Annotated in this window: 10 protein-coding genes and 2 tRNA genes; 1 reads left to right on the top strand and 11 read right to left on the bottom strand. The window is 42.0% G+C overall.

Annotated elements, in window-relative coordinates; translation table 11 throughout:
• Positions 1 to 161: 161 nt before the first annotated feature.
• The 8 genes from B7697_RS08055 to parE form a co-directional block, all read right to left on the bottom strand.
• Positions 162 to 233, bottom strand: a tRNA-Gln gene (locus B7697_RS08055).
• 9 nt (positions 234 to 242) lie between these two features.
• Positions 243 to 323, bottom strand: a tRNA-Tyr gene (locus tag B7697_RS08050).
• Positions 324 to 372: 49 nt separating this feature from the next.
• Complete coding sequence (locus tag B7697_RS08045; RefSeq protein WP_000037113.1) at positions 373 to 603, bottom strand: DUF2969 domain-containing protein; 231 nt, start codon at positions 601 to 603, stop codon at positions 373 to 375.
• 97 nt (positions 604 to 700) lie between these two features.
• The gene (locus B7697_RS08040; RefSeq protein WP_084951214.1) at positions 701 to 2,668 is read right to left on the bottom strand and encodes a peptide ABC transporter substrate-binding protein; all 1,968 of its coding nucleotides are present in this window, start codon (positions 2,666 to 2,668) and stop codon (positions 701 to 703) included.
• A gap of 22 nt (positions 2,669 to 2,690) precedes the next feature.
• On the bottom strand, positions 2,691 to 3,713 hold the full coding sequence (locus B7697_RS08035; RefSeq protein WP_033684971.1) for a branched-chain amino acid aminotransferase: 1,023 nt from the start codon (positions 3,711 to 3,713) through the stop codon (positions 2,691 to 2,693).
• A gap of 134 nt (positions 3,714 to 3,847) precedes the next feature.
• Complete coding sequence (gene parC, locus B7697_RS08030) at positions 3,848 to 6,319, bottom strand: DNA topoisomerase IV subunit A (RefSeq protein WP_084951211.1); 2,472 nt, start codon at positions 6,317 to 6,319, stop codon at positions 3,848 to 3,850.
• 205 nt (positions 6,320 to 6,524) lie between these two features.
• Complete coding sequence (locus B7697_RS08025; RefSeq protein ID WP_084951209.1) at positions 6,525 to 7,343, bottom strand: aminoglycoside 6-adenylyltransferase; 819 nt, start codon at positions 7,341 to 7,343, stop codon at positions 6,525 to 6,527.
• A gap of 27 nt (positions 7,344 to 7,370) precedes the next feature.
• Complete coding sequence (gene parE, locus B7697_RS08020; RefSeq protein ID WP_084951208.1) at positions 7,371 to 9,314, bottom strand: DNA topoisomerase IV subunit B; 1,944 nt, start codon at positions 9,312 to 9,314, stop codon at positions 7,371 to 7,373.
• Between the two features lie 135 nt (positions 9,315 to 9,449).
• Here parE and plsY point away from each other — a divergent pair, with 135 nt between their 5' ends.
• Positions 9,450 to 10,091, top strand: coding sequence for a glycerol-3-phosphate 1-O-acyltransferase PlsY (gene plsY / locus B7697_RS08015; protein ID WP_084951205.1), 642 nt, complete (start codon positions 9,450 to 9,452; stop codon positions 10,089 to 10,091).
• A gap of 37 nt (positions 10,092 to 10,128) precedes the next feature.
• Here plsY and B7697_RS08010 read toward each other — a convergent pair whose 3' ends face one another.
• From B7697_RS08010 to B7697_RS08000, 3 genes are read right to left on the bottom strand one after another with little or no spacing between them, the layout of a single operon-like run.
• Positions 10,129 to 11,085, bottom strand: coding sequence for an ABC transporter permease (locus tag B7697_RS08010; RefSeq protein ID WP_000029122.1), 957 nt, complete (start codon positions 11,083 to 11,085; stop codon positions 10,129 to 10,131).
• 2 nt (positions 11,086 to 11,087) lie between these two features.
• Positions 11,088 to 12,146, bottom strand: coding sequence for an ABC transporter permease (locus tag B7697_RS08005; RefSeq protein WP_023942990.1), 1,059 nt, complete (start codon positions 12,144 to 12,146; stop codon positions 11,088 to 11,090).
• Positions 12,139 to 13,674, bottom strand: a complete 1,536-nt coding sequence (locus B7697_RS08000; protein ID WP_033684970.1) for an ABC transporter ATP-binding protein — start codon at positions 13,672 to 13,674, stop codon at positions 12,139 to 12,141. The genes B7697_RS08005 and B7697_RS08000 overlap by 8 nt, the downstream gene beginning before the upstream one ends.
• Between the last annotated feature and the right edge of the window lie 7 nt (positions 13,675 to 13,681).

The following is a 13,681-nucleotide window of genomic DNA, read 5'->3' as shown; positions in this document are numbered from 1 at the left end:
CTAAAAAATCCTCCAACAATCAAGTTTTTCTTAAACTTGACATACTTATAATTTTTTTCCTAAGCACCCGCAAGGACATGTTCATATCGTTCACGTCTTTCAATTATAAAAATAAAATACCCTAAGATATTTTGCTTTTTATCTTGATCATTACCTAAGAACTGGGGTAGCTGGATTCGAACCAACGCATGAGGGAGTCAAAGTCCCTTGCCTTACCGCTTGGCTATACCCCATTGATGAAATGGAGAGAGAGGGATTCGAACCCCCGAACCCGAAGGAGCGGATTTACAGTCCGCCGCGTTTAGCCTCTTCGCTATCTCTCCTACAATCAACATGGACCATTATATCATGAAAATTTCAAAAAAACAAGACTTATTTTGCTAAATTATAATTTTCAATCAAAATTTCCACAGCTTTTTCCAATTTTTTATAAAAACTATCGACGTTTCCATTCTTTATGATGGCAAATTGTCCGTCTAATTCGGCAATTTCTCCGATAACTTTTTTACCAATTGTCAATGTATAGCCTTCAAAACTGTCTTTTCCTACATTAACCTTGGCATCTGCTACTTGAATTTCAATTTTTTTATCTTTCTTACTCATTTCATACCTCTCTTCACTTTTTCTATTTTACAAGAAAATCCCAAAACTAGCAAGAAAAAACTCTATATCGGGCTTGTCCGATATAGAGTTTTCCGCATTATTTAATGTGTTTTTCTAGTTCTTTTTGGTACTTACCATTTGATTCCAATTTTTCTTTTTGCCATTTTTTCAGTGCTTCTTCATATTCTTTTGTTGTAACAATATCTTTTTGCAATTTCATTCCTTTAAAGATATATGGGTCACCCTTAATACCAACTTGTGAGTATGGTTTTGAGAATGGCACGACATTACTTACAACTGGAGAACCACCAGATGAGGCTGTTGGCATCAATAATGAACTATCTGTCAACCAAGCTTGAGCCTTGGCATATTTTTCATAGCGTTCTTCAAGATTTGTAGTTTCTGAATCTGCATCATCCAATAATTTCTTATATTGGTCCAAACCAAGTTTAGCTACAACATCCTTATCTTTCCCTTTAGTAATACCAAGGTGTTTCATAGCAGAACCTGATTTAGGATCCATGATATTCAAGTAAGATGCTGGGTCTTGATAGCTTGGAGCCCATCCTGTACTGTTCAAATCATAATCTTTTTGAGAAGGAACACGCGCTTGAGAAGTGATTGTTTCCTTTTCATTATCTGTCATTTGAAGAACGTCGATAACAACATTTTCAGCACCAAGAGTTGATTCAATAGACTGTTTGAAAGAGTTGCTTTGTTGAACAGCGATGGTATCTGTTTGTTCAACTGGGACATCCAAGTGAATTGGGAATGTTACCCCTTTAGATTCCAAGTCTTTCTTAGCTTTTTCGAAAGCAGCTTTAGCCTTGTCAGGATTGTAGATAGAATCCTTACCGTCAACTAGCTCAACATCTTTCCATTGGTCACCATAGTTCACCAACTCTGCTTGAGCGATTTGACCAAAGTTTTTACCACCTGCTTGTACAAAGTTGTCAGGAACGAGGCTGTTACGAATAATCTTGTCCGCACCGTCTTCACCATTTAGCTGGGCAGCATAAGAATGGCGGTTGAAGGCAAAGTTGATAGCCTGACGGAAGTCCTTATTAAGCATAGCTTCTTTAGTAGAAGTCTTTTGCTCTTCACTTGTTTTCGCAGTTTTATTATATGATTGACGATTTACGTTAAAGGTGAAGTAATAACTACTTGAGTCTTGTGGGCTATAAGTGATTTTATCTCCGTATTGTTCCAAAGTAGAAGCAAAGTTTGAGCTACTTGGGAAGAGACGGGCTGTCGTATAGGCACCAGAAGAGAAGCTACGAATCAACGATTCCTGATCAGAACCATCGTAGTAAGTCAATTTAATCTTCTCGATTTTTACCTTTTCTTTATCCCAGTAATTTGGGTTTTTCTCGTATTCGATCAACGATTTAGACGTCAAGGTCTTCAAGATATAAGGACCATTGTAGAGAATTCCTGCTGGAGTAACTGCTCCATAATCTTTACCTGACGCCTTCAAAAACTCTTCATTTACAGGTAACATCGTTGCTGTGGTGACTTTAGAGTTCCAGAAGCTTTCTGGTTTGTTTAGGGTATATTCAACTGTGTAATCGTCCAAGGCCTTGACACCAACTGTAGAGAAATCATTGGTCTCACCAGTCATGTAGGCATCCAAGCCCTTGATTGAATTTTGGATGAGAGAGACACCGTCTGACTTACCGTCAGCTACGTGTTTTAGTCCTGTCACAAAGTCATGGGCTGTTACTTCTGCATATTCTTCACCTTCAGAAGTGTACCATTTAACTCCTTTACGAAGTTTGTAGGTATAAGTCAAACCATCTTTTGACACAGACCAATCTTCAGCCAAGGAAGGAATAACATTTCCGTATTGGTCATTTTCCATCAAACCATCAACCACGTTCCCGATGACATCTGTTGTAGATGTACGAGTCGCTATACTATAGTCCAAAGATGCTGGATCTACTGCATAGACATATGAAAATGTTGTCGGTGCATCTGCTTCTTTATCAGCTTTTCCACAAGCTACTAAAAGAGCTGTTGTGCTCAGGACCACTCCTGCTGTTAAGAGCCACTTTTTCGATTTCATAAAAAATCTCCTTTAGTTTATTTTAATCTACTTTTACAATCCAACCTTCTGGCGCTTCAATATCGCCAAACTGAATTCCTGTCAATTCATCATATAATTTACGAGTCACAGGACCTACTTCTGTTTCGCTATAGAACACATGGAAATCATCACCGTGCTGAATTCCACCAATTGGAGAAATAACTGCTGCTGTACCACAGGCACCTGCCTCTACAAAACGGTCAAGGTTATCAATTGGGACATCCCCCTCAATAGGAGTTAAGCCCAAGCGATGTTCTGCCAAATAAAGCAAAGAATACTTGGTAATAGATGGCAAGATAGAAGGACTCAATGGTGTTACAAATTCATTATCAGCTGTAATTCCAAAGAAGTTAGCTGAGCCGACTTCTTCAATCTTTGTATGAGTTGATGGGTCTAGATAGATAACATCTGAGAAATGACGTGACTTGGCCAATTTCCCTGGCAAGAGACTTGCAGCATAGTTTCCACCAACCTTAGCCGCACCTGTACCATTTGGAGCCGCACGGTCGTATTCATCCTGAATCAAGAAGTTGGTTGGAACCAATCCACCCTTAAAGTAATTTCCAACTGGCATAGCAAAGATGGTGAAAATGTACTCTTCTGCCGGTTTAACCCCAATAATATCTCCGACACCAATCAAAAGAGGGCGAAGATATAAGGTTCCACCTGTTCCATATGGAGGTACATATTCTTCATTCGCACGAACAACTGCCTTACAAGCGTCTACAAACATTTCTGTTGGAACTTGTGGCATCAAGAGACGGTCACATGTCCGTTGCAGGCGTTTAGCATTTTCATCAGGACGGAACAGTTGAACACTACCATCCTTAGTACGATAAGCTTTTAAACCTTCGAATGCTTGTTGTCCATAGTGAAGACTTGGAGAAGACTCTGAAATATGCAAAGTTGCATCTTCTGTAAGTTCTCCTTGATCCCATTGTCCATTTTTAAAATGAGCAATATAGCGATAAGGTAATTTCATATAGGAAAAACCGAGATTTTCCCAATCAATCGTTACTGTCATATTCCACTCCTTATTCTAAAAACCTATTTCTTTTATTCTACACTATTTTTCTAAAATAGCAAGTATATTTTGTAATTTTCAGAAAATTTCTTCAATAAAAAGAACCAGCTCTTAGAACTGATTCTTCATTTCACTTATTTAGCTTCAGTAAATATCTCTTTAAGATAAGCATCGAAAACTTCTTCATCAGAAATCGTGTCAGAGATGAAGCTACCGTTGCTAGTTCGTTCTGACAGGTTCAAGTCTTGTAATCGACTTTCATAGATCGTTCCTTTGTTAGATTGGACCAACAGAATCTGGTCGTTTTCTTCTACTTCTGTACTGAAGAGATCACCAACGAAACCTTGCTCTGCAACTGCTCCTGCTAAGAAGACTCGATGTGGTTTATTTTTTAACTCACGCAAGACTTGTAGTCCTCGTTTGGCACGGCTGGTTGCTGGAATTTCCTCGATGGAAACACGTTTCAAACTTCCACGCTGAGTCAAGAGGTAGAAGGATGAGGTGTTACAGATAAAGGCCGATTGGAGGACATCATCTTCTTTCAGATTCATAGCCTTGACCCCTGCCGCCTTGGCACCGACAACAGGAACCTCTTCGATATTGAAACGAAGGGCATAACCATTTTGGCTAATCAAAAGAACATCATCCAGTTTAATCGGAGCTACTGCTACAATCTGGTCTGTCTCGTCTTTGAGCTTAGCATACTTGACAGACTTAGACTTGTAGGTTCGCCATGGAGAGAATTCTTTGCGTTCTACCCGTTTAATTTGACCGAGACGAGTTGCAGTAAAGTAGGTTGTCGCATCATCAAACTGATCCACGACTTCCACATAAAGGATTTCTTCGTTAGTTTCAAAGTTTGTAATGGTTTGGCTCAGATGCTCACCGATATCCTTCCAACGAATGTCTGCCAATTCATGGATTGGTCGATAAATGACATTTCCAAGCGTCGTGAACATCAAGAGATGCTGGGTTGTCTTGGCAGATTGAACAAAAATCAAACGGTCGTCATCACGTTTGCCAATTTCTTCCAGCGTTGAAGCCGCAAAGGAACGTGGGCTGGTACGCTTGATATAACCTGCCTTGGTCACGCTGACGTAGGTATCTTCCTCGGCGATAAGACTGGCTGTATCAATCTCAATTGCTTTCGCAGTGTCTTCTAGAGAACTCAAACGCGGAGTCGCAAACTTCTTCTTAACCTCACGAAGTTCTTTCTTCATGAGATTGTACATAGTCCGCTCATCACCGATAATAGCTGCAAGCATGGCAATCTTCTCACGAAGTTCTGCTTCTTCTTCCTGTAAGACAACCACATCGGTATTGGTCAAACGATACAGTTGCAAGGTTACGATAGCCTCAGCCTGTTCTTCCGTAAAATCATGGCTGACCTTAAGATTTTCCTTAGCGTCAGCCTTATTCTCAGAAGCACGGATAAGCGCAATGACTTCGTCCAAGATTGAAATCACACGAATCAAACCTTCGACGATATGGAGACGTTTTTCAGCCTTTTCCTTATCAAAGCGTGAACGCGCCAAAATCACTTCACGACGGTGGGCGATGTAGCTAGACAGGATTGGAACAATCCCAACCTGACGAGGCGTGAAATTGTCAATCGCCACCATATTAAAGTTGTAGTTGATTTGTAGGTCGGTGTACTTAAATAGGTAGTTGAGAACAAGCTCCGTATTCGCATCTTTCTTGAGTTCAATAGCGATACGAAGACCGTCACGGTCAGACTCATCGCGAACCTCAGCAATACCTGCCACCTTATTATTGACACGAACATCATCAATCTTCTTGACTAGATTGGCCTTGTTGATTTCATAAGGAATCTCCGTAATAACAATTTGTTCCTTACCACCTTTTAGCTTTTCAATCTCAGTCTTGGAACGAACAACCACGCGCCCTTTCCCAGTTTCATAGGCCTTCTTGATTTCATCACGACCCTGGATAATCCCTCCAGTCGGGAAGTCTGGTCCAGGCAAGAATTCCATGAGTTTATCCACCTTGGCAGTTGGATGGTCAATCATGTAAACAGCTGTATCGATGACCTCAGCTAAATTATGAGGTGGAATATCTGTCGCATATCCAGCCGAAATACCAGTCGATCCATTTACCAAGAGATTTGGAAAGGCTGCTGGCAAGACTGTCGGCTCTTTTTCGGTGTCATCAAAGTTCCAAGCAAAGGGAACTGTCTTCTTCTCGATATCCTGAAGAAGATAGCCAGCAATTTCAGACAGACGTGCCTCAGTATAACGCATAGCCGCAGGCGGATCTCCGTCCATAGAACCGTTATTACCGTGCATTTCAACCAAAATCTCACGATTTTTCCAGTCCTGTGACATACGAACCATGGCATCATAGATAGAACTGTCACCGTGTGGGTGGAAATTCCCCATGATGTTACCGACAGACTTGGCCGACTTGCGGTAACTCTTATCAAAGGTATTGCCATCCTTATTCATAGAATAAAGAATGCGACGCTGAACCGGCTTCAAGCCATCACGAATATCTGGCAAAGCCCGGTCTTGAATAATGTACTTGGAGTAGCGACCAAAGCGCTCTCCCATAATGTCCTCCAGGGACATGTTTTGAATGTTACTCATATAGGATACAGAGCCCGTAAAATACCAAGTGAAAATAGAAAATTCTTGAAGTAAGAAAGCTCACAAGAGAATTTATCTTTTTCACCTAGCATTTAGGGCGTGTTCAACTCCTTTCAAAGAATGTAGAGTAGATTTTTACAGAAAAGGTGTTCAGTTACTACAAATAACCAAACGGCCCTTTCTGTAGTTTAATCTTTTAAATTAGTCAGCAATTAAGAAGTCTCTCCTCAGCGTATTGAATCATCTTCTCAGCTACTTCTTTATCGTAGTCAAAATCCATCTTTTGAGCAAGGGACTGAGCCTCTTGGTGGAAAAGTTGCATCGTATCAAATAGAGACTGAGTGATTTTGTCTAAACTGGAAAAATCAAGAAGATTAGATAGCTCCTTCTCTTTTTCAACTGGCAAATGGTTAAAGAGATACTTGCAGTTCTTGCCGATTTCGACTCTTCCCCTAGCACTTGCTACCTGCCAAGCTAAGATTTTCAAGAATTCTTGTTGACAAATGCCATAGAGATGGTCCGTCGTATAGATGACTTGTTTGCGATAAATCCCCTTAACCACGTAGGCTGATACCCACCAAAATTCATTGCAGGAATTTTTAAAATCCGTTTCAGTAGCTGGGGTTATCCAGTGACGCTCTAGATTTGGGAAATAGGCTTCAAATAAATTTTCTGTATCTTCTAAAATAGTAAATCCTGCTTCACTGTCCACCCATTCTTGAATGTATTCTTTAGGGCAAAGAGTCAAATCAATGCGGTTACCATCTTCAAAGAGCATGAGATAGAGGCGACGGTGACCAAGGCTGACTTCTTGCTCGATAATACGTTTCCCAAACTTATTCAACCAAGAAAGGTCACTCATCAGATTATACAAATCATCAACAATATAGACCACATCGTAGTCTTGAAATTCATCTTTTAGCGCTTTTGGGCAAGTCCGTGAACCAGACATGGCGACAGCTTTGACTTGTAAAGTTTTGGCTGTTTGTAAAATCACATCGAGCATTTCTGTTTCAGTTCTCATGTTTATACCCATTCATTAAAAACTAACTTAAAATACTGTCACTTCTTCTAGCGTAAACTTGACATTATCCTCAATCCACTTACGTCGTGGTTCGACCTTGTCTCCCATGAGGACATTGACGCGACGTTCGGCGCGAGCTAGGTCTTCGATTGTGACACGGATAAGGGTGCGCGTTTCTGGATTCATGGTTGTTTCCCAGAGCTGGTCCGCATTCATCTCACCAAGACCTTTGTAGCGTTGGAGAGTAGCGCCTTTACCGAACTGTTTACGGAGCTCTTCTAGCTCACCGTCCGTCCAAGCATAGGCCACTTCTTCTTTCTTGCCTTTTCCTTTGGACATCTTGTAAAGAGGCGGAAGGGCGATATAGACATGTCCTGCCTCAACTAGCGGACGCATGTAACGATAGAAAAATGTCAAGAGCAAGGTTTGGATATGAGCACCGTCAGTATCCGCATCGGTCATGATAATGATCTTGTCATAGTTGGCATCTTCAATGGAGAAGTCTGCTCCCACACCCGCACCAATGGTATAAATCATGGTATTGATTTCTTCATTTTTGAGGATATCCGCCATCTTGGCCTTGGCTGTATTGATGACCTTACCACGAAGAGGTAGGATAGCCTGGAACTTACGGTCACGGCCTTGTTTGGCAGAACCACCGGCAGAGTCTCCCTCGACCAGATAGAGTTCATTCTTAGCAGGATTCTTAGACTGGGCTGGCGTTAATTTCCCAGACAACAAGCCCTTGTCTTTCTTGTTTTTCTTACCATTTCGGCTCTCATCACGCGCTTTGCGGGCCGCCTCACGGGCATCACGCGCCTTGATAGCCTTTCGAATAAGATTTGAAGCTAATTCACCATTTTCCATGAGGAAGAAGGTCAACCTATCAGCCACAATACCATCCACAACTGGACGAGCTAGGGGGCTACCCAATTTATCCTTAGTCTGGCCTTCAAACTGCAAATGTTCTTCAGGAACCAAGATAGAGAGAACGGCTGCTAGTCCTTCACGATAGTCTGAACCTTCAAGGTTTTTATCTTTTTCCTTGAGAAGACCTGTCTTACGGGCATAGTCGTTCATGACTTTGGTAATGGCAGACTTGAGTCCTGTTTCATGCGTTCCACCGTCCTTGGTGCGAACGTTATTAACAAAGGACAGAATGTTATCTGAAAATCCATCATTGTACTGGAGGGCGACTTCCACTTGGAAACCATTATCTTCCCCCTCAAAGTACAGAACTGGTGTCAAGGTTTCCTTGTCTTCATTAAGGTAGGAAACAAAGTCCTGCACCCCGTTTTCATAATGAAACTCAATCGCTTCATCTGTACGCTTGTCCGTCAGGGACAAGGTTACATTTTTCAAGAGAAAAGCTGATTCATTAAGGCGCTCTGAAATGATATTGTACTTGAAGTCTGTCGTAGAAAAGATGGTCGCATCAGGCATGAAGGTAACCTTGGTACCTGTTTTAGACTTGGGCGCTGTACCGATTTTCTTCAAAGTCGTGACAGGTTTTCCACCATTTTCAAAACGTTGCTTGTAGATTGCACCATCACGAGTGATTTCAACCTCCAGCCAACTAGATAGTGCATTTACAACAGAAGAACCAACACCGTGGAGACCACCAGATGTCTTGTAGCCCCCTTGACCGAATTTTCCTCCGGCGTGAAGAATGGTGAAGATAACCTCAACTGTTGGGATTCCCATAGCGTGCATTCCAGTCGGCATCCCACGACCATGGTCCTGCACAGTCAAACTCCCGTCTTTATTGATGGTCACATCAATGCGGTCACCAAATCCAGACAAGGCCTCATCAACTGCATTGTCGACGATTTCCCAGACGAGATGATGGAGACCTGCTCCATCAGTCGATCCAATATACATACCTGGACGTTTACGGACGGCATCCAACCCTTCTAGCACCTGTATGGCATCATCATTATAATTGTTAATATTGATTTCCTTTTTTGACACAAGGAACCTCCTATTCGTTCATCTTTACTATTCTACAGGTTTTCCAAGGATTTTGCAAAATTTTTCTTTCTCCGATGTGACAATTTCAGCAGAGATTCTCTGCCTTTCTTTCCCAATTCATGATATAATAGGAGTATGATTACAATAGTTTTATTAATCCTAGCCTATCTGCTGGGTTCGATTCCGTCTGGCCTCTGGATTGGACAAGTATTCTTTCAAATCAATCTACGTGAGCATGGTTCTGGTAACACTGGGACAACTAATACCTTCCGCATTTTAGGTAAGAAAGCTGGTATGGCAACCTTTGTGATTGACTTTTTCAAAGGAACCCTAGCAACGCTTCTTCCGATTATTTTCCATCTGCAAGGCGTTTCGCCTCTCATATTCGGACTTTTGGCTGTCATTGGCCATACCTTCCCTATCTTTGCAGGATTTAAGGGTGGCAAGGCTGTCGCAACCAGTGCTGGAGTGATTTTCGGATTTGCACCTGTCTTCTGTCTCTACCTAGCAGTTGTTTTCTTTGGAACCCTCTATCTTGGTAGCATGATTTCACTATCTAGTGTCACAGCATCTATCGCGGCTGTCATCGGGGTTCTACTCTTTCCACTTTTTGGTTTTATCCTGAATCACTATGACCCTCTCTTCATCTCCATTATCCTAGCACTTGCTAGTTTGATTATCATTCGTCATAAGGATAATATCTCTCGTATCAAAAATAAAACTGAAAATTTGGTCCCTTGGGGATTGAACTTAACTCACCAACATCCTAAAAAATAAAACGCCAGTTCATTCTATACTGACGTTTTTTGTATGCTTATTTTGATTTGATATAGTTGATACCATCTGCTTTTGGTGCAACTGCTTTTCCAAAGAAGGCTGCCAAGACAAGAATTGTCAAAACATAAGGTGCGATTTGAAGGTAAACCGCAGGCACTCCTTGTAGGAATGGCAATTGAGATCCGATAACAGCCAAACTTTGTGAAAGTCCAAAGAAGAGACTAGATAGCATGGCTCCGATTGGATTCCATTTCCCGAAAATCATCGCAGCAAGGGCGATAAATCCAGGTCCAACAATAGTTGTCACTGAGAAGTTAACTGAGATGGATTGAGCATAAATTGCTCCGCCAATTCCACCTAGGAAGCCTGAAATAATAACCCCTAAATATCTCATCTTGTAGACATTGATTCCCAAAGTGTCCGCTGCTTGAGGGTGTTCACCGACAGAGCGGAGACGAAGACCAAAGCGAGTCTTAAAGAGGATAAACCAAGCAAGGAATGAGAAGGCAATCGCGATATAACCTAGCAGACTAGTTGACTTGAAGAAGATATCACCAATGACTGGGATATTAGCCAAGACTGGAAAATCAAAGCGTCCAAAAGTCTGACTTAGGTTGTCGGTTTGTCCTTTGTTATAAAGGACTTTCACTAAGAAAACTGCCAAGGCTGGCGCCATTAAGTTCAATACCGTACCACTGACAACATGGTCTGCACGGAAATGAACCGTCGCTGCTGCGTGGATGATAGAGAAGAGACCACCAACCAATCCTGCTACAAGCAAGGATAGCCATGGAGTTGCTGCTCCAAATTGTTCTGCAAATTCAAGGTTAAAGACAACCCCAGAAAAGGCACCCATAACCATAATTCCTTCAAGGCCGACGTTGACTACACCACCACGTTCAGAGAAAACACCACCAATACTTGTAAAGATGAGGGGGGCTGAGTAAATCAGCATAGAAGACACCAAGAGGGTGAGCAAGGTTGTAATAGACATCTTTACTTACCTCCTTTAACTTGTTTTTTCGGTTTGACAAAGCGTTCGATAAGGTAATGAACACTGACAAAGAAGATAATAGACGCTGTTACAATGCTGACAAGCTCAGACGGTACCTGCGCCGCATTCATACCAGGGGCTCCAACTTGGAGAACACCAAATAGGAAGGCTGCAAAGAGAATACCAATTGGTGAGTTTGCTGCAAGCAGGCTAACTGCCATCCCGTTAAATCCGACAGCCAATGACGCACCTTGAACATAGACGTTCTGGAAGGTTCCAAGTCCTTCAACAGCTCCACCAAGACCTGCCAAAGCACCTGAAATAATCATTGAGAGGATAATCGTTCTTTTTGCAGAAATACCAGCGTATTCTGATGCATGAGGATTAAGACCAACTGCACGAATTTCAAAACCAAGAGTTGTTTTCTTGAGCATGAACCAAATAACTGCAACGGCAATGATGGCAAAGAAAATACCAATATTCATCCGCGAATTACCAGTCAACTCAGCTAACCAAGGTGTCTGGTAGGTTGCATTAGCCCCAACACGAATGGTCGAATCTGTACTTTGCATGAAGTCTTTAGGGAAAGCATGGATAAAGGCATTCCCTACATACAAGACAATGTAGTTCATCATGATGGTTACGATAACCTCTGACGTCCCTAGATAGGCTCTAAGAATACCTGGAATCGCTCCGACAATCCCACCAGCAATCAGGGCAATCACGATAGTTGCTAGAATCATCAAGGGACGTGGCATATCTGGATGAGACAAGGCAAACCAACCACTGAGAATCCAACCTGCCAAAGCCTGACCAGGAAGCCCGACGTTAAAGAAACCTGCGCGACTGGCAACGGCAAAACCAAGACCAATCAAGACCAAAGGCCCCATAGCACGGAAGATTTCTCCAATCCCACGCAGACTACCAAAGGCTGTATAGAACAATTCTTCGTAGCCCCAAATAGCATCATAACCGAAGATCCACATGACAATGGCTCCAAGTAAAATTCCTAGGAATACAGAAATCAAGGGAACCGAAATTTGTTGTAATTTTTTAGACATCACTCTTCTCCTTTCCCAAGTTTCCACCAGCCATCAAGACACCAAGCTCTTGTTTATTGGTTGTTTCTGGTGATACAATACCTTGAATCTTACCATCATGGATAACAGCAATACGGTCTGAGACGTTTAAAATCTCATCCAATTCAAAGCTGACAACAAGGACAGCTTTACCATTATCACGCTCTTCAATCAAGCGTTTGTGGATATATTCAATAGCACCGACATCCAAACCACGAGTTGGCTGGCTGACGATAAGGAGATCAGGATCACGATCAATTTCACGAGCAATAATTGCTTTTTGTTGATTTCCTCCTGAAAGTGCAGCTGCAGGAACAAATTCACTGGCAGCACGAACATCAAACTCTTCCATTAGCTTTTTAGCATAAGAGGTAATATTTGAATAGTTCAAAATTCCATTTTTACTATGTGGTTCTTTATAGTAGGTTTGAAGGGCAATATTTTCAGAAATCATCATTTCCAAAATCAAGCCATCACGGTGACGGTCTTCTGGAACGTGCCCAACACTCAATTCTGTAATCTGACGTGGGGGCAATCCTACAATTGAATCTCCTTTTAGCTCAATGCTACCAGATTCAACCTTGCGAAGACCTGTAATGGCTTGAATCAGTTCAGACTGACCATTTCCATCAATCCCTGCAATACCAACAATCTCTCCAGCACGAACATCCAAGGAAAGATTTTTCACAGCTGGGACACCGCGATTTTCATTGACCACCAAATCTTTGATTGACAAGACCACTTCTTTTGGTTGAGAGGCTTGCTTCTCTGTTTTAAAGGAAACAGAACGACCTACCATCATTTCTGCCAAATCAGCATTGGTAGCCCCTGCAATTTCGACAGTTTCAATTGATTTCCCACGACGGATAACTGTAACGCGGTCAGAAACTGCGCGAATCTCGTCTAACTTGTGGGTGATCAAGATAATTGATTTTCCTTCTTTGACAAGATTTTTCAAAATAGCCATCAACTCATCAATTTCTGATGGAGTCAAGACAGCCGTTGGTTCGTCAAAGATAAGGATATCAGCCCCCCGATAAAGGGTTTTTAAAATTTCTACACGTTGTTGGGCTCCAACTGAGATATCTGCTATCTTGGCAGAAGGGTCAACAGCTAAGCCATAACGTTCAGAAAGAGCCTTGATTTCTTTGCTAGCTCCAGCGATATCTAGCACACCATTTTTAGTCAATTCACTACCTAAAATGATGTTTTCAGCCACTGTGAAGGCTTCTACCAACATAAAGTGCTGGTGAACCATTCCGATTCCCAAGCTAGCCGCTTTAGATGGTGAATCGAGATTGACAACTTGACCGTTGACCACAATTTCACCACTAGTTGGTTCAAGAAGCCCTGCTAACATGTTCATGAGCGTGGACTTACCAGCCCCATTTTCTCCTAAAAGTGCATGAATTTCACCTTTTCGTAGGTGCAGGTTGATTTTGTCGTTGGCAACAAATTCACCAAACACCTTGGTAATATCACGCATCTCAATGACATTTTCGTGTGCCATGTGCTCT

Source organism: Streptococcus mitis (assembly GCF_002096895.1).
GTDB lineage: Bacteria > Bacillota > Bacilli > Lactobacillales > Streptococcaceae > Streptococcus > Streptococcus mitis_AH.
Note: the sequence above shows the minus strand (reverse complement) of the source record. Positions and strands in the feature narration are given on the sequence as shown.